General features: G+C 33.6%; 18 protein-coding genes and 1 pseudogene. 14 read left to right on the top strand and 5 right to left on the bottom strand.

Annotation, left to right across the window (positions count from 1 at the left end; translation table 11 throughout):
- Window positions 1-20 precede the first annotated feature (20 nt).
- A complete protein-coding gene (locus tag FS802_RS24250) occupies window positions 21-1,043 on the bottom strand; it encodes a sensor histidine kinase (RefSeq protein ID WP_000765339.1) in 1,023 nt (340 codons plus the stop codon).
- Between the two features lie 2 nt (window positions 1,044-1,045).
- Entirely contained in the window at window positions 1,046-1,741 is a 696-nt protein-coding gene (locus FS802_RS24245; protein WP_000276736.1) for a response regulator transcription factor, read from the bottom strand.
- 209 nt (window positions 1,742-1,950) lie between these two features.
- Here FS802_RS24245 and FS802_RS24240 point away from each other — a divergent pair, with 209 nt between their 5' ends.
- Both FS802_RS24240 and FS802_RS24235 read left to right on the top strand, forming a co-directional pair.
- Entirely contained in the window at window positions 1,951-2,223 is a 273-nt protein-coding gene (locus FS802_RS24240) for an autorepressor SdpR family transcription factor (RefSeq protein ID WP_001070536.1), read from the top strand.
- Window positions 2,220-2,858, top strand: coding sequence for an SdpI family protein (locus tag FS802_RS24235; RefSeq protein ID WP_098654837.1), 639 nt, complete (start codon window positions 2,220-2,222; stop codon window positions 2,856-2,858). Before FS802_RS24240 ends, FS802_RS24235 begins: the two co-directional genes overlap by 4 nt.
- Before the next feature lie 42 nt (window positions 2,859-2,900).
- Here the strand turns inward: FS802_RS24235 and FS802_RS24230 are convergent, their stop codons facing one another.
- Window positions 2,901-3,773 (bottom strand): AraC family transcriptional regulator, encoded by an 873-nt coding sequence (locus FS802_RS24230; RefSeq protein WP_098720515.1) that lies wholly within the window; start codon window positions 3,771-3,773, stop codon window positions 2,901-2,903.
- 306 nt (window positions 3,774-4,079) lie between these two features.
- Between FS802_RS24230 and FS802_RS24225 the strand changes: the two genes are divergently transcribed.
- Both FS802_RS24225 and FS802_RS24220 read left to right on the top strand, forming a co-directional pair.
- The gene (locus tag FS802_RS24225) at window positions 4,080-4,850 is read left to right on the top strand and encodes an ABC transporter ATP-binding protein (RefSeq protein ID WP_000859659.1); all 771 of its coding nucleotides are present in this window, start codon (window positions 4,080-4,082) and stop codon (window positions 4,848-4,850) included.
- Window positions 4,837-6,786, top strand: coding sequence for an ABC transporter permease (locus tag FS802_RS24220; protein WP_000176143.1), 1,950 nt, complete (start codon window positions 4,837-4,839; stop codon window positions 6,784-6,786). The genes FS802_RS24225 and FS802_RS24220 overlap by 14 nt, the downstream gene beginning before the upstream one ends.
- A 67-nt stretch (window positions 6,787-6,853) precedes the next feature.
- Here the strand turns inward: FS802_RS24220 and FS802_RS24215 are convergent, their stop codons facing one another.
- Window positions 6,854-7,312: a hypothetical protein gene (locus tag FS802_RS24215; RefSeq protein ID WP_001064712.1), complete on the bottom strand. Its 459-nt coding sequence runs from the start codon at window positions 7,310-7,312 to the stop codon at window positions 6,854-6,856.
- Between the two features lie 308 nt (window positions 7,313-7,620).
- Here FS802_RS24215 and FS802_RS24210 point away from each other — a divergent pair, with 308 nt between their 5' ends.
- The 10 genes and pseudogenes from FS802_RS24210 to FS802_RS31775 form a co-directional block, all read left to right on the top strand.
- Window positions 7,621-8,199: a class I SAM-dependent methyltransferase gene (locus FS802_RS24210; RefSeq protein WP_001176096.1), complete on the top strand. Its 579-nt coding sequence runs from the start codon at window positions 7,621-7,623 to the stop codon at window positions 8,197-8,199.
- The gene (locus FS802_RS24205; RefSeq protein ID WP_098654840.1) at window positions 8,199-8,813 is read left to right on the top strand and encodes a DedA family protein; all 615 of its coding nucleotides are present in this window, start codon (window positions 8,199-8,201) and stop codon (window positions 8,811-8,813) included. The genes FS802_RS24210 and FS802_RS24205 overlap by 1 nt, the downstream gene beginning before the upstream one ends.
- Before the next feature lie 28 nt (window positions 8,814-8,841).
- On the top strand, window positions 8,842-9,543 hold the full coding sequence (locus FS802_RS24200; protein ID WP_000033681.1) for a response regulator transcription factor: 702 nt from the start codon (window positions 8,842-8,844) through the stop codon (window positions 9,541-9,543).
- Entirely contained in the window at window positions 9,527-11,035 is a 1,509-nt protein-coding gene (locus tag FS802_RS24195; RefSeq protein ID WP_001225801.1) for a sensor histidine kinase, read from the top strand. Before FS802_RS24200 ends, FS802_RS24195 begins: the two co-directional genes overlap by 17 nt.
- A gap of 112 nt (window positions 11,036-11,147) precedes the next feature.
- Window positions 11,148-11,501 (top strand): YxeA family protein, encoded by a 354-nt coding sequence (locus tag FS802_RS24190; RefSeq protein ID WP_000724320.1) that lies wholly within the window; start codon window positions 11,148-11,150, stop codon window positions 11,499-11,501.
- Between the two features lie 200 nt (window positions 11,502-11,701).
- On the top strand, window positions 11,702-12,463 hold the full coding sequence (mreC, locus tag FS802_RS24185; RefSeq protein WP_001198151.1) for a rod shape-determining protein MreC: 762 nt from the start codon (window positions 11,702-11,704) through the stop codon (window positions 12,461-12,463).
- A gap of 640 nt (window positions 12,464-13,103) precedes the next feature.
- Complete coding sequence (locus tag FS802_RS24180; protein ID WP_098708253.1) at window positions 13,104-14,966, top strand: FtsX-like permease family protein; 1,863 nt, start codon at window positions 13,104-13,106, stop codon at window positions 14,964-14,966.
- Window positions 14,967-15,049: 83 nt separating this feature from the next.
- Window positions 15,050-15,871: a peptidoglycan-N-acetylglucosamine deacetylase gene (locus FS802_RS24175; RefSeq protein WP_098654842.1), complete on the top strand. Its 822-nt coding sequence runs from the start codon at window positions 15,050-15,052 to the stop codon at window positions 15,869-15,871.
- Between the two features lie 17 nt (window positions 15,872-15,888).
- Complete coding sequence (locus FS802_RS24170) at window positions 15,889-16,545, top strand: YkyA family protein (protein WP_000221147.1); 657 nt, start codon at window positions 15,889-15,891, stop codon at window positions 16,543-16,545.
- A gap of 145 nt (window positions 16,546-16,690) precedes the next feature.
- A pseudogene (locus FS802_RS31775) lies at window positions 16,691-16,804 on the top strand (LPXTG cell wall anchor domain-containing protein); the annotation flags it as partial.
- A 534-nt stretch (window positions 16,805-17,338) separates the two neighbouring features.
- Here FS802_RS31775 and FS802_RS24160 read toward each other — a convergent pair.
- A complete protein-coding gene (locus tag FS802_RS24160) occupies window positions 17,339-17,518 on the bottom strand; it encodes a cold-inducible protein YdjO-related protein (protein ID WP_000289929.1) in 180 nt (59 codons plus the stop codon).
- Window positions 17,519-17,985 lie beyond the last annotated feature (467 nt).

Genomic DNA, 17,985 nt, shown 5'->3' with positions numbered 1-17,985 from the left:
TTTGCTAGCATATGTTCCGATCATGCTTCGGTCACCTTCTCCGTAGTTTCTGCTTGATTATTTGCAGCGTTGTGGAAGATGATTTTAATCGTCGTTCCTTTACCAACTTCAGAATCTAGTTTGACAGAGTGACCTAAATAATCACAAATTTTACTTACAATATAAAGTCCCATACCAGTAGATTCTCCGAATGCGCGACCATTTTTCCCAGTGTAAAACGGTTCAAATACTCTTCGAATATCTTCTTGCGGAATACCAACACCTTCATCGCGAACTTCTAAAATAATATCTTTTCCGTTTCGGTAAGCAGATAGGAATACTTTCTTTCCGCGCTCACCAGAGTAACGAACTGCATTTGTCATTAACTGATAAATGATGAACTTTAGCCATTTCGCATCAGAAGCAACTTTTAAATCGGAATGAACTTCTAAAACAGGGAAGACCCCGTTTCGAATGAATAGTTCTTTTAATCCGTTAATATTTTTTGTTACCGCATCTTTTAATGAAATCGTCTCAACATGGAAATCTTCATGGAAGTTATTTAACCTTGCCATATATAAAGCCATATCGAGCCCTTGATTTAATCGTTCTAATTCTTTTTTGAATTTCGGAATCAAATGTTCATCTTCCATTTCGAGCACCATAAGCTGCATAACAGAAACAGGTGTCTTCATTTGATGCACCCAGTGGTTAATGAATAATTGATGTTCTTGTTGTTTTACTTCATACGATTGTAGTTCTTTTTGGAATAGACGATACTGCGTGCGCACGAGTTCATTTACACCGTGAGGCATCGGAGCAGTTGCTCTTTCAATAAACGCATCTTCCATTTTCTCTGGTTGCTCACTTAATCTATGGTACATTCTACGATTGCGGACGTAACGATAAGCGAGGAAACAAATGAATAAATATAAACTTAAAACGACGAAGTAAAATTTATTATTTTGAAATCCATCTACTGCATCATAAAGAACGAAAATGATGCCGAAGTTTAATACATATAGTAGAAAAAATGCAAAATGATCACGTAAAAATAGCTTCATGCTTATTCACTCCAAGTTGCGTTAAAACGATACCCAAGTCCACGTACTGTTTCAATAGCATTTTCAATACCAAGCTCATTGAACTTTTTACGAAGACGCGTAATGTTTACGTTTAATGTATTTTCCTCAACGAAACTTTCGTCATCCCATAGGGCAGCTAATAAATCTTCACGGCTCGCTGTACGAGGGAATTTAGATAATAACATTTCTGCTAAAATAGCTTCTTTTTTCGTTAAAAGAACTTGCTCAGCACCGAAATGAATTTCTGGACGTTCCGGGAATAATTTTAGTCCTTCTACTTCAACGATACGTTCAGAAATATTTGGGGCATAATCACCGTAAATACGACGTAATTGACCTTTAATTTTCGCCATTACAACGTCGTAGTGGAACGGTTTTGTAATGTAATCATCCGCACCGCTTTCAATTGCCATAATTTGTTCCATCTCACCAGCACGCGCTGAAATGAAAATAATTGGACAAGTAGATTCATGACGAATTTGACGGCACCAGTAGAAACCATCGAATTTCGGTAAGTTTACATCAAGTAAAACAAGATGTGGTTTCACAGCGTTAAACGATTCCATAATATCATCGAAATTCTCCGCTACCACAGCCTCATAACCGTACTTCTGAATGTGAGATTGCAGTAATGATGAAATATTTGGATCGTCTTCAACGATTAAAATTTTATACATATGTATATTCCTCCTCAAAAAAACAATTGTAGCTATAGTGTATCATGTGTTTCAAGTCTTTTCATTATGTTGAAAGATAAGCTAGTAAACAGTATAGGTCAAAAGCGGAAAAATTAAAAAAGGCCTCGTATATAATTGACAATTAACTGAAATCATTTTAACATTTAGATAAATATCTAAATGTCTAATTAGTGAAAGGAAGAAAGACATTGAATCAAGCATTCAAAGCATTAGCAGATCCAACAAGGCGAAAAATTTTAGACTTATTAAAAGAAGGCGATCTAACCGCTGGTGAGATTGCTGAACAATTTAATATGACAAAACCAAGTATTTCACACCACTTAAACGCACTGAAAAATGCTGAACTTATTCAAGATGAAAAGAAAGGTCAATTTGTTGTGTACTCTTTAAACACAACTGTCTTTCAAGATTTATTAACGTGGGTGTTTACATTTACGAATAAGGGGGAAGAGGGGAAATGAGGAAGCATATATTTCCGTTACTATTAATTGCTTTAACGATTATTGCATGGTGTGTCGCGTGGCCGCATTTACCAGGTGAAGTTCCGAGCCATTGGAATGTTGCTGGGGAGGTAGATGGACATATGTCTAAAATGGGAGGGATGATTTTTGATGTAGCAATTATGATTTTTATATATTCTTTATTAACCGTATTGCCTAAGATAGATCCGAAGCATAAAAACTATGATAAGTTTTCTAAAGGATATAATGTAATAAATTATAGCGTATTAATCTTATTATTTTTAGTAAATATCATTGGAATTGGGGCTGGATTAGGTTATGACATTCCAATGAATAGTACACCGCATATTCTTGTTGGTCTTTTATTTATAGTCATCGGCAACTATTTACCACAATGTAAACCAAACTACTTTGTAGGTATAAAAACACCGTGGACGTTAAGTAACGAAGAAGTATGGAGAAAAACGCACCGTTTTAGCGGAAAGGTGTTTGTTGTATTAGGAGTTATTATGATGTTAAGTATTGTTGCACCGGTAGAGTGGAAAGCTTTCCTAATCATTGGCATTATTATCGGTGCAGTAGGATTAACAATGGGATATTCCTACGTCGCTTATAAAAAAGAACTAAAAATATAAATAAAAGCTGCTTTTCCTTTTAAGGAGGAGCAGCTTTATTTTTTATTTCTTCAAAACCGGTATCCAAATCTCACTTTTAAAGTTTGGAGAGGATGTATCTTTCTGTTCATTCCACAATATTTCTGGTCCTTCTGCTAGTTCATAGTTTGAGGAAGGAAACCATTCGGAATAAATGCGTCCCCATACATTTTGTAATGTTTCAGGAAATGGACCGACAGCTTCAAATACGGACCACGTTGAAGCTGCGACTTCAAGTTGTGCGAATTGTTCTGGACAATCTTTCGTTGAGGCTACTCCAATGTAGTGATCGAGTTCTCCCTTTCCCTCCATTCTTCCTTCAGAAAAGTTAGTAGAAGCACTAATGATTCCATTCGGTTCCACATTTGAAAGCATTTTTAATGTTTGAATGGACTCTAGGTTTAAACTTTTCCACATAGAAGCAATTTCTTCATTTACACCGTTAAATACAATCGGTACGCGTTTTGTAATACCAATGATTTGAAATGGCTCTTTTTCTTCAATTCGATAGTTCATTTCATTTCCTCCTTGAATCGATAACTGGAAGGTCATTGGTGAATAAGCTTTCAAAGAATGACTACTATTTCGGGCCTCTGAAGGTGTTATGCCGTGCAAGTTTTGAAAAGCACGTGTAAAAGAATCTGGCGAGTTGTACCCATATTTTATAGCAACATCAATGACTTTCGCATCACTATCTTTTAGCTCAAAAGCAGCGAGAGTAAGACGTCTACAGCGAATATATTCTGACAGTGATATGCCGGCTAGGAAAGAAAACATTCTTTTAAAATGATATTCGGAGCAGAAAGCTATTTTTGCGACTTCTTTAAAATCAATTTCGTTTGTAAGGTTGTTTTCAATATACTGCATTGCCGCATTCATGTTTTTAAGTGAATCCATACGATGACCTCCTTGTTAAATAGAATAGCAGGAAAAAAATAGGTCCATCCGACATTTTATGCACAACTTTGTAGGGTACATTTTTAACCTTACAAAATTGTAATGTTCCTGTAAGGAGAATGAATGGATGGCATGATATCCCAATGTTATAGTAACAAAGTACTTTTGTTCAGTAGGTTAAATTTTGATTTCTCTACTTACCGGCCTTACATAACTGTCATGTTTGTGTAAGAAACATCGATAGTGGCAAGAGTAGAGAGTGTATATAGTTGAAAATAGAGAATAGAAGAAATGAGGGATGTCGAGATGAAAACAGTGTTAGAAGCAAAGAATATTGAAAAAGTGTATGACACGGGTGGTAATAAATTTGCAGCGTTAAAAGGTATTAACTTACAAGTAAAAGAAGGTGAGTTCGTTGGAATTATGGGACCTTCTGGTTCGGGTAAGACTACTTTACTAAACGTTCTTTCTACAATTGATAATGCGACGAACGGTGAAATTTTAATTGATGGAAAAGATATCGTGAAGATGAACGATGATAAGTTAGCTTTATTCCGCCGCGATCATTTAGGGTTCATTTTCCAAGATTATAATTTATTAGATACGTTAACGGTAAAAGAGAACATTGCGTTACCTCTTGCGTTATCAAAGGTGAAAGCAAGTGAGATTGATCGCCGCGTTCTTGAAATCTCAAAGAAATTCGGTATTGATCATATTTTAAGTCAGTTCCCATATCAAGTGTCGGGCGGACAGAAGCAGCGCTGCGCAGCATCGCGTGCGATTGTTACAAGTCCTAGTATGATATTTGGTGACGAGCCGACGGGAGCACTTGATTCTAAATCAGCGACAGATTTATTAGAAAGTATGAAGTCGTTAAATGAATATGATAACTCTACAATTTTAATGGTAACGCACGATGCGTTTGCGGCGAGTTATTGTAAACGAGTTATTTTCATTAAAGATGGTGAGTTATATAAAGAATTGCACCGCGGTGAATCAACACGTAAACAGTTCTTCCAAAAAGTCGTTGACGTAATGTCTTCCATTTCTGGAGGTATGGCTGATGACCTTATCTAGCATTGCCCTCCGCAACATACAGCGGAACTTTAAAGACTACTTTGTATATTTTGCATCTATGATTTTTAGTATTGTAATTTATTTTACATTTAAAGCACTGCAATACAATTCACAAATGGAAAAAGCAGCGGAAGCTTCTAAAAAGATTAGTGGAGCGTTCCAAGTTTCAAGCGTGATGCTTATTATTTTCGTAGCAGTGTTCATTATATATTCGAACGGTTTCTTTACACGAAAGCGAAAAAAGGAAGTTGGGTTATATTCTTTATTAGGTATTCGTAAAAGACAGATTGGTAAAATGCTCTTTTATGAAAATATGTTAATGGGATTAATGTCATTAGTAATCGGTATTGCCATCGGTAGCGTTCTTTCAAAACTATTCCTTGAACTACTAATAAATATGATGGGAATAAACTTAAATGTTCATTTTGAAGTACCGATGGCTGCAGTTATTGATACAGCAATTATTTTCTTTGTAATTATTTTGTATACATCACTTCAAGGATATCGTTTAATTTATCGATTTAAGCTAATTGAACTTTTCCGAGCAGAACGTGAAGGAGAAGCAATGCCAAAAGGCTCTGTCATTATGGCGTTAATTTCAGTTTTCTTAATCGGCTCAGGTTATTTCTTAGCGTTAATGTTTATGAAGGCAGTTATGTATGCAAACTTTATGGTAGTTGCACTTTATATATTACTTGCAACAGTATTAGGTACGTATTTACTATTTATGTTCTTTACAGTATTCGTATTGAAACGTGCAAGAAATAATAAGTCAGCGTTTTATAATGGTATGAATATGATAACGACGTCACAGTTACTATACCGTATTAAAGGAAATGCAAAGTCACTTGCGACAATATCTATTTTAAGTGCAGTGACATTAACAGCGGTTGGTACGTCAGTTACGATGTATTACAACACATTTACGCAATCAAAAACATCCATGCCATACAGTTACTCTTATGAAAAAAAAGATGCAGAATTGGATAAGAAAGTAAATGCAATTCTTGTGGAGGAGAAGCAGGATCACCCTGTTAAAGATCAATTTGAAATTGAAACGGTTCCTGTCAAAGGGAAGTTCGAAGGAGATAAAGTTGATTTCATTCTTAATATGAATTACACGATCTCAGAGAAATATCAGTTTATATCTCAATCTGAATTCAACAAAATTGCGAAAAAAATCGATGCGGAAACAGTGAATGTAGCTACTGGCGAAGCATTTATATATGATAGTTCTTATATGGAAGGGTATGAGTTCAGCCCTGAATATAAAGGAAATAAAGCGGTATTCCAAATTGGAAATGAAACGAAGACATTGACGATCCAAGGTGTAAATAATACTGCAATTACGAACTTAGGTGAATTAGTTGTTGTCGTTCCAGATGAAATGTATGAACAAGCGAAGCAAGCATTTGGAACACGTGTTGTAAAAAATATTGATGTAAAAGATGAAAGAAACAGTAAAGTATTAACAGAAAAATTAACAAAAGTGATGCCAGCTGGTGAATCAGAAATGGCACCACCATTTAGAGACTTCTACACTGGTTTCCATATGGGACTTGAAGCAACTGGACTAATGATGTTCATCGGACTATTCTTAGGCTTAGTCTTCCTATTAGCGACAGGCTCCATTATTTACTTCAAGCAGCTTACAGAAGCAAGTGCTGACCGTGATCGTTACATTGTCCTTCATAAAGTTGGTGTAACGAAACAAGAGATGAAGAAAGCTATTGCAAAACAAGTGAGCTTTATCTTTGCAATTCCACTAGTAATCGGAATTCTACACAGTTTGTTTGCATTAAAAGGTTTAGGAAACATACTACCATTTGAAATTATGGTTCCGCTTCTAATTAGTATCGGAGTATATAGCGTTATTTATATCGGATATTACTTCTTAACAGTTCGTTCTTATTATAAGATTGTGAGTGCGAAGTAATGCAAGAGTTGTTTTTATCTTAGTAAAAAAGCATCCGACTAACATGTTAGTCGAATGCTTTTTTTGTCTATACGTGAGCTTTATTTTCGTCCGAACTATCAAACATGTCCATTACTTTAAAAATACCTTCCAATAGCAAGGTACATAAAATAGCGAAAATTAATACGGCATGAGGTGATAATTCAACTGATGTGAAGTTAAGGTCTGCCAACCAAAAGTAACCTACATAAAAACTTAGAAATGTGCTAACAGCCGAAAGTGTAAATCCTAAAAATCCTAATTCCTTTAATTTTTCCTCAGATAATTTACATAAACGTAAAACAATAGAGAAGAGAATTCCTACTATGAAAAATCCCATACATAATGCGAACAATGATATTATGCTTGGATACTTAACTTCATCGGGCATCCACTTTTTCATTCCCACTATTAAAAAGGTAGGGACAAGAATAGGTAATAAAAGTGGTAGCACTATTTGTATAGCTGCAAATAATGCATTTGATTTATTATCGTTTTGATTATTCATAAAGCCTCCAAAAATGATTTCTATACTAATTCCAAATATCTTAGAGGATTTTAACATAAAAATAGTAACTTCGCTATACAAAATCGGAGTAGGATCATGATCATTCATGGTAAATAAACAAGCTGACTTATTTGTATATGTTTGATGCGCTTATCTTTGGAATTCAATTTTTTATGTTTGTTTATAGTAAAGATGAAGATTTCCTTCATCTTCATAAAATCTTAAGAAATCTCCTCAATATTTGTTAAGAAACGATAGTTATACTTAAACACAAGTTAAAAACTATTGAACGAATGGAGAGGGAGTATATGCAGCTCATAACATTCTTAACTGAATTTATAAAACATCCGAAACATATTGGTGCGGTTGTACCGAGCTCAAAAATATTAGCAAGGAAAATGGTAGATGTAATTGATTTTAATAGAGCGAAATGCATTGTAGAGCTAGGGCCTGGTACAGGAGCTTTTACGAAAGAGATTATGAAGAGAAAGAAGAAGGAGACAATATTTCTCCTTGTTGAAATTAATGAAGTATTTTTTAAAGAGTTAAAGAGAAAATTTAAAGATGAGCAGAACGTGATTGTTATACACGGTTCAGCTGAAAATATAAAGAAGTATATGGAACAATTAAATATAGAATGTATTGATTACGTCTTATCAGGATTGCCTTTTACTTCTTTACGAGAAGAGGTTTCAAAGCGCATTTTAAACAGTGTAATGGAAACGATACATGAGAACGGGGAATTTATTACATTTCAATATTCACTTGTGAAAAAAGGATTTATACAGAATTTCTTTCCTGAAATTACACTAGAAAAGGTGTGGCTTAATTTCCCACCAGCTTACGTCTTTAGTTGTAGAAAAGAGCTAAGGAGAGCATATGCATAATGGAGTTACATGAATTAATGTCATACATTGAGCAGTATGGTTATTGGGCACTATTTTTTTGTTTATGGCTTGGTATTATCGGTATGCCGATTCCAGATGAAATGATTGTCATGAGCGGTGGATTTGTATCATCAATGGGGATATTAAGTATGATTCCAGCCTTTTTATTAACGTATTTAGGTGTTGTATCAGGTCTTTCTTTAGGGTATATACTGGGGAAAATATTTGGCATAAAAGTGCTTAATAAATTGATGAAAAAGAAAAAGGCGAAGTACCTTTTAAAATCACAAGAAATAGTAGGGAAATATGGTCATTATGCATTAGTAATAAGTTATTTTATCCCCGTTGTGAGACATATCGTACCGTATTTGGTTGGAATGAATAATATGTCATTTAAAACGTATGCATTGTATTCCTATATGGCAGGACTTGTTTGGACGCTAGCTTATTTTATGCTGGGCTCTCTATTCGGAAAACAGATAGAAACGATTGTAGCACTTGCGACGAAATATGGGATGTATTTAGGTGGGGGCATTATGATCATTACTATCATTTCTTATGTGTACATTCAAAAGAGGAATGCAGTAGTGAGTGAAGTAAAGCAACATTCATAGTTTGGTAAATGATGCTGGAGGAGATTTTGTGAGTAAAGGAACGATACTTATCGTGGACGATGAGAAGGAAATTAGAAAACTTATCACTATCTATTTGAAGAATGAGGGTTACGAAGTATTACAAGCTGGAGATGGTGAAGAGGGTTTAGAAATAGTAAAGAAAAGAGACGTGCATCTAATCGTCCTTGATATTATGATGCCGAAAATAGATGGTATTCATATGTGTATGAAAGTGAGAGAAATAGCGGAAATGCCTATTATTATGCTTTCGGCAAAAACGCAAGATATGGACAAGATTTTAGGATTAACAACTGGGGCAGATGATTACGTAGCCAAACCATTTAATCCACTGGAACTCATTGCTCGTATTAAATCACAACTTCGGAGATATATGAAAATGAGCGGGACAAGTGTACAGGATGAAAATGAAATAGAAATTGGAGATATGAAAATTAATATAGTAACACGGCAGGTCATTATTGCAAATAAAGAGGCGAAATTGACACCGAGAGAGTTTGAGGTATTAGAATTGCTTGCACGAAATCAAGGAATGGTATTAAATGCAGCACAAATTTATGAAAGAGTATGGAAAGAGCAAGCTTTCCAATCCGATAATACTGTGATGGTACATATTCGGAAAATACGTGAAAAGATAGAGGCGATTCCAAGGAAGCCTCGGTACATTAAAACGGTATGGGGAGTTGGCTATAAGATTGAGAAAGATATTTGAACCGATAATATGGATGAATCAAGTTTTTAAAAAAATGATAGGTAAAATAGTGAGTTATTTGGAAAAGAGCATACGGATACAGCTAATGGCTACATTTACTTTTTGTACGTTACTCGGGGTATTAGTAGGATGGTCTTCATCTTCTTTTTTCGAGGATGCGAATAAAATTTCTATCATTGATTATGCATCAGGTATGGAAGCCATTGATGGACAGACACAAAGGCTTGTTGAAAGTATAACCGAGGAAGGTAAGGAAATTAATATACAAGAATTGCTTGATCAATTGAATCACCAAAATCAACTGAAGATTTTAATAATAGATGAGAATGGGAAAGTCGTTTATAAAACAAAGGGAGCGCCGGAAGAACAAATCAATCTTCATGAGACGATGCGTAATGTGATGGATTTTAAAATGGATCAAGTACGATATGTAGAGGCGCAAAATTTAATTCAAGATGGAACTGAACAAAAGCGTAAGGAGTTTACAACTTTTTATCCGGTTACTGTTAATACGGAAAATATGTATATCATTGCAAGTGGTATACCACAAGGAAATGTGAAGTATATAGTGAATGATAGCAGCCCATTTCCATCTTTACTAGGTTTTATCACTTTTATACTATCTTTCTTTTATATAACGAAAAGGAAGATGAATCAGATTGAAGCGATGGCAGAAGGAGTAAGGGAGTTTTCGAAAGGTAATTTACAATATAAAATCAAACAGGCGGGTCAAGATGAAATAGGTTTATTAACTTCTAATATTAATCAAATGGCAGAAAAGCTTTTGGCTAATATAGAAAAGGAAAAACAAATAGAGAAGCAAAAAAGTGAATTGATTACAAATGTATCACATGATTTAAGAACACCACTTACTTCTATTATGGGGTATTTACGTTTACTAGGTGATGCGAAATATGAAAATAAAGAACAGCATGATGAGTATATAAAAATTGCCTTTTCAAAATCAGAGCAGTTGAAGATGTTAATAGAAGATTTGTTTGAGTATACAAAACTAACAGATGAAAATATGGCGTTAGATTCGCAAGAAGTGTGTATAAATGAACTACTTGATCAATTAATAGAAGAGCTAGTACCACAAGCGGAGGAGCATAATATTTCTTTTGTAAAAGAATTTCAAGAAGATCGTATATATGCTGTTGTGGACTCAGAAAAAATGGTACGTGTGTTTGAAAATCTTTTAATAAATGCAATTAAATACAGTATAGATAAAGCAGAAATTCGGGTTTTACTTCAAAGAGAAGAACAGCATATCAAAATTTCTATAGCGAATCATAGTGAAGAATTTACAAAAATAGAATTAGAGAATTTGTTTGAGCGTTTTTATAAAAAAGATCAATCGAGAAGTAGAGCTGTAGAAGGTTCAGGTTTGGGACTTGCAATTGCAAAAAGCATTGTTGAATTGCACAAAGGAGAAATTCGAGCAGAATATGAAAATGGGGTTATTCAATTTATTATCTTATTGCCAATTTAATTAGAAGAGCACTAGGAAATTTGGTTACATTTTAATACGTAATAGCGCTGCGATGGATTTAGAGGAAGTCCTTTAAGGGGAAGTATCTGAGAAGAGGAGAATAGAAAGTTTCATGAAAAAAATAAGTTCGTTTATCGTATTGATTATAGTTGGAGTTACATTACTTATAGGAAAGGGGGGACCGATTGTAGATCAATTCAATCCATTTATTAAAGAAGATATTTATTATGCTGTTGTTGATAATGATGGTAAATATGGAGCTGAAAACAAAGGTTTTGCTAGATGGGAATATAAATTCAAAGGATATAATGAATCTGGTCAAGAGCAAAAGATTGCGATGACTGCTTCAAAACATTTAAGAATAGGAGCATATTTAAAGATTAGATCTAAAGGAAGTTATGGTATGGAATGGGAAGAAGTACAAATAGATGAAATACCTAAGAAAGTACAAATACAACATAATTAGTTATAGAAATTATAAGTGGTATTCCATGGATAAGGTAACGAGCAAACTTCGAAGATTGTAGCAGTATATGATAAGTTCTAAATTTTTTATGAAGAAGATAAAGTTTATCTTAACTTTATTTAAACTGCATTTCTTCTGTGTACAATGACTAGTATTCTATAGTATGTAGATAAAAAATAGTAGGGAGTAGCAGGATAATTATGCAGGTTTCTAAGAAGAAAATATTATTATTTCTTTCAATTATTCTTTTGGCTTTATTGATGGTGTATGTATGTACAAATAATAAGCATGTCCAAAATATTGTTCATAATATAGAAGACATCTATAAAGTATATAGAGAGAATCAGGTATTGAAAGGGAAAATTGAACATCAAGAATCGTTAAAGAGTAAAGTGCAAATATTAAGTGAGGAGAAAGAAAACCTTACTAAACTTATCAACAAAACGAAAGAATTAAAGGAACAAGGAAAATACAATTTAATTCAAGCTACAGTAGTAACTCGTGTAGCAGAAGAGTGGTATGGAGAAGTCACTATTGATAGAGGAGCACAACATGGTGTAAAGGTTGGTATGGCTGTTATTACAGTGGAAGGTTTTATTGGAAAGGTAGAGAGTGTAGATCAATATACATCTGTTGTGAAATTAATTACGAATGATGAACGAACGAATCGTTTAGCAATCACCCTTCAAAATAATTCATCCATTTTAGGATTTGTTACAGGGTATGATAAGAAAAAACAGGCTCTTCGAATTGATAATATTCCATCAGATAAAGCGAAAGAAATAAAAATAGGTGATAGTATTATTACCTCTGAATTGAGTCAGAAAATACCACCTGGCCTTGAAGTAGCAGAGGTGATAGAGCAAGAACCGGATCAATATGGTCTTGCTTATATTATTTATGCAAAACCAAAGGCGAATTTATATGATTTAGAAGATGTAATTTTAATAGAACCTAAATAATAGTTTTATGTAGTGCCTTTGAGAGGTGAATTAGAAACGAAGAGAATGAACGTAAAATAAAGAGTAAGAGGGATAAGGAAAAGTAAAACGGTACTAAATTTAATAATATATGCTTATATATTTATAATGTTTTTATTTTATCTTTATCTTATCTTTATCTCGGACAATTATAATGAAGAGGTAAACTGATGATAAGTGCAAAGTTATTAAGTATTACAGTGGGGCTTTTTTTTGTACATTTTTAATATTAATTATTTATATAACCTCTCAAATAGGCTAGAAAACCTATATAATATCCTTCGACTTTATATGTGTAAATATATTATTTGAGCGTGAGAATATTGATGTCAAAAGGTATATGAATCGGATTATAAAATGTTTGATTTGCATATTGTAATGTTTTTTTCGGAAGTGTACATTACAAAAATGTAAGGATAATGTAAGAGGAATCAATATTGCTGTTTGTAGGGAAAAGATAAAATGATAGCTAGTGGCTATGAAAATAGCATGATCGCAGCACTAGCCAAATGACAGGAGGCAATATGAAAACTTTAATATTTGAAGAGAACATTGTACAAAGAGGTTATAGTAAAAAGATGAATGTAGTACACCACACTGTAGAGAAGCGTGGGTGTAGAGTGTGTTATTAAAACTTTCTATTTCTAGTATGAAAAAAATGATTAAGGATTATATCGTTTTATTAATAGGTCTTGTCATCTCAATTTCTATTTTTTATATGTTTCAAACGCTTGCGTTAAATAAAGAGTTTACAATGAATAACAGTATTATTGGTTCAATCGTATTTGTATTTCAAATAGGATCGATTTTGGTGGCGTTTATTACATTCTTTTATATTTTTTATGCAAACTCATTTCTTCTCTCACTCCGGCGGAAGGAACTCGGCATGTATCTTGTTTTAGGGGCCAAAAAGAGTAAAATCAGCCAACTTTTATTTTTTGAGACATTGTCTATGGGAATGATTTCACTAGCATTAGGGAGTGTGTTCGGAGCTATTCTTTCCAATTTCGTTAGCAAATTTCTAACGAAACAATTGGAAATTTCAGCGGAAGGTTATCAAGCATTTTATGGTCCTGCATTCAAAATAACATTTATATTCTTTAGTGCGTTATTTCTACTTACATCCGTTGTGAATGCCATTCGTATAGCACTTAAAACAGAACTAGATTTAATTCGTACAGAGCAGCAAACGGAGCGCATACGAATGAAAGGACCAGCCACGATATTGTTACTCTTATGTAGTTTGCTAGGACTAGGTGTAGGATATTATTTCGTAATCTTCGTAGGAATAAAAGGTGCTGGCGCCATTATGCTTCCATTATTCACGATTACAATTGGAACATACCTTATATTTATTTCACTCTTACCTATGATTGTTAATAGGCTAAAGAAAACGCACTATTTAAATGAGAAGAAATTAAATGCATTTACATTTGCACAATTGCAGTTCCGTGTAAGTAGTTTGGCGAAAATATTAGGAACGGTAACGATGTTAATTGGTCTTGGCGTGGGGGCAATGGCTGGTGGCATGTCTTTACAGAAAAATGTAATCCTTTCAGCAGAAAGAATGTCAGGGTATGATATTACAATTCATGATCCAGAAGCAGCGGATTATAAAGCTATGGAAAAAATGAAAATTGTAGATAAAAAACAATATAAATATAAAGTTGATAATGAGGCTGTTTACTATTTAAAAGAGGAATTATTAGCGAATCCTCCACTGTTGTTCGGAAAGAAAGAGACAACACATATTTTTGAACAACTTCCATCTTCGAGCTATAGGATGTTTAAGGGGGAGGAAGTTGATCCATCTAGTTCTACGTTACCGCTGAATTGGGATAAGAGTATGGATAGTGATTTTAGATCGAATATTTCTGTATATGATCGAATACCTGTCTATATCGTCGACGAAAACCGGTATGAAGCAATTCAAGGTAATGAGCATACGTTTTTTATTGCTAAAATCGATAATATTTTACGGTATAAGACAGAGTTGAAAGAGATGGATAATCGTCAAATCGAAAAAATAGCCGCTGCTATTAATAAGCCTAAGGAAGACGTATATTTACCAACAAACTATGGTGATTATGAATCTATGCTCGTCTTTTCAAAAGGAACTTCCTTTATGGGATTCTTTTTAGGTCTTGCTTTTTTAGCTATGATGGCAAGTTGTTTAATGTTTAAGATCCTTTCTGGAGCTACGAAAGATATAGGGCGGTATGAGATGCTTCGGAAAATTGGGGTACGTAAAGAATTACTTATACAATCTATGTATAAAGAATTAGGCATTGTATTTTTATTTCCAGCCATATTGGGTCTTATACACGTTTTGGTAGGAATGAATATATTTACATTTGTTAAGTTTTTTGTAAATCCATATGTGAATATTGGACTTCCGATTTGTATATTTTTAATCATTTACGGTGTCTACTATTTGATCACTGTTCAATTATATAAGAGGATTGTGCTTCCAAAGGAAAAATAGAATGGATGCCGGGGGAAGGGGTAAAAAACTAGAGTAATATTTTTAGTATAAGTAAGTAATGGACGTAGAAAGGAATTAATAGAATGGGGAAACTGTTAAAGGTAAAGAATATAGTTGTAATGATGGTAGCTATAGTTGTAGTGGGAGGGGCTTTTTTTGTATTTCAAGCGATAACTTCACCTGCAAAAGCGATAGCAAATCAAGAGAATCCAGTTCAAAATGCAAATGAACAAATAAAAGTGGAGATGAATAAGGTTGCACCAACGCAATTTAATGGTCAAACTAGGAAAATTGCCTATCTTACTTTTGATGACGGACCAGGAAAATATACGGCACAGTTACTAGACATATTAAAGGAAAATGATGCAAAAGCAACATTTTTTCTAATCGGTCAAAATGTAAAATCATACCCTGATTTAGTAAAACGAGAAGAAGCGGAAGGACACTATGTTGGTATGCATAGTATGACGCACAATAATAGAAAATTATATGCCCAAGGTGGCTACGTAGATGAAATGAAAGAGGATCAAGGCTTAATTGCTAGTATTCTCGGACATGCCCCAAAACTAACACGCCCACCATATGGTTCAAAGCCAGGATTACACGAAGAACTTCGTAATAAAGTTGTAGAAAATGGTCTTAGAGTATGGGATTGGACAATTGATTCATTAGATTGGGAATATAATAGTATACCAATTGATACTGCGAAAGCGAAAATTGTTCAAAATGTACTTGCTAGTGCGACAAATCCCAAAGAAGTTATTTTAATGCACGATATTCATCCGCAAACTATCGCTGCAGTACCGGCTATTATTAAAGGTTTAAAAGAAAAAGGGTATGAATTTGAAGCATATCATGAAGATGATCATTTCCCCTTGAACTTTATGCATGATAAACGAATGTAACATAGGAGGAATTGACATTGACTTATAAAGCGTTAACGATTACCGGAATTATATCTATAAGCTTATTGACAGGGTGTTTTGGCGCAAAGCCAGAAGCAGAATTGTACGTCGCATTTGAAAATGCAACGAAGCAAGAAAAGGCGGTTTCTGAAGATGCGAAAAAACTAGAGGGTTTAGAAAAACAAGGTCAAGAGTTATACAATCAAATTATAAATGATGGTAAAGATAGTAACCAAGCAATTATGCCGAAGATAGAGCAAGCTACAAAAAGCATGGACGAACGTGAAAAAGTATGGAACAAAGAAAAAGAAGCTTTTGAAAAAGCACAGGAAGAAATAAAATCAGTTCATAAAACTATAGATAAAATGGAAGATGCTGCTCTTCAAAAACAAGCAAAAAACATACAGGATATTTATAAAAAGCGCTATGCATCTTTTAATAAGATAAATGATTCGTATCAAAAATTAATGGGATTTGAAAGAGAAGTATATAAAAGCTTAGGCGAAAAAGAAACGAACTTAAAAAAGATTAGTGAAAAGATTAAAGGTGTAAATCAAATGAATGAGGACATTCAACGAGAAAAAGAGAAATTTAATGGATATACAAAAGAATATAACAAAGAGAAATTAGATTTTTATAAACAAGCGAAAATTAAAATTAAAGATGAGAAGTAAATACTTTATTCCTATATCATTTAATCTTATTTATTAAGTACAAAAGGAAAAAATCAAAAATAAAAGTTTGTTTCTTACTCAAAAATAGAATATAGAATTCAAGGGTCTCAAACTATTATAGTTTGGGGCTTTTTAATATTCTTAAGGAGAAAAACTACCAAATACAGCATCAAATAGCGTAACAATGATGATGCTAAGTGCATGTCTTGTAGCGTTAGGATCTGTATTTGGATTTACTCGTCTTAAGATTCAAGCATAAAATTTTGTATGAGCCTATAAAAAATTGTCCTTCCGAAAGAGGTGTAGTATGTAATCCTAGATATAAATCTAGTAAAAGTTTATATTAGATTGTTTTGAAACCATATAGAAATGATTGTAGCGAATTGATCTAATGAATATAGGGGTATAAAATATGACATAAGATTTCCTAATATTTCACTTTTTTTGTAAGTGAGGATACACTATGTTATTGATTTTTAGCATCATTTTGATAGGAATTATGATCGGGATGAAAGTAGTAGTTTTTGGGATAGTAGAGAGACAAAGGTTTGTATATGTATTGTCCGAAGTGTAATGGGAGAACTGGAAATGGGAATTCTGCTCCTTTTTATTCAAAATGTAATTTATTTTTTTAGTAAAGAATGATAGTTGGAATGAGTTTGAGATATTGAAAAAGCTTTGCGAGGATACGCAAAACTTTTTGTATAGTTTATTTGCTTTCGATGCACATTGTAAATAAGGAGAAAGAGAATCCTCTATGTTTCAGTTTATAAAAGGTGAAGAAGAGAATTTATTATATCTTTTGTAATAAGCGTTCGCCGCTTTCCATATCGCTTTTGCATAACGGACATTTCGGTTCTGCTTCTAATGCAAAGTTTTTACGCATCCATCCACGGCAGTTTTCTTCTAGGCATTCCCATACAGCAATTGCTTCTGGTTCTACTACAGGTTTATCATTTTTTCTCCAATACATGTGATCGCTCCCTTAAATTGAAAAGTTTTTCAGAAAAACAAAAAAGGTTGTTAACGATTTTGTTAACAACCTTTTTTATATTAGTTCATTATACTTTATTTTTTGAAAAAATGCGAAGGTTAGTAATTGTTAAAGTATAGCAAAATAAGGATTATATAAGCTGAGGATTATAAATCATCGTTGAAAGCTTTGGTAATCATTCAATTTGATACAGTGTATACCGGCAACCTTCTCGGTGTTTTTCTACATCTTCTTCATGCCATTGTTTTGTTAAATTTGGAATTTCTATGTCATCACTTAGGCGTTTCTGCTGTTGTGTCTTCCATAGTATGCTCGTTGCATGGAAGACTTTTTGTTTTGAAAACATTATGAAGTTTAATAAATTTATCCGGCATAAATGGGTAAGTAGGGACCCCACCTCAAAATTTGGTTGGAGCGAAGAAGTTAGGTGGGAGTCGGGCTGCCCG

It is taken from the genome of Bacillus sp. DE0042 (assembly GCF_007680225.1).
Taxonomy (GTDB): Bacteria; Bacillota; Bacilli; order Bacillales; family Bacillaceae_G; genus Bacillus_A; species Bacillus_A wiedmannii.
This window is presented reverse-complemented; position numbering and strand designations above follow the sequence as displayed.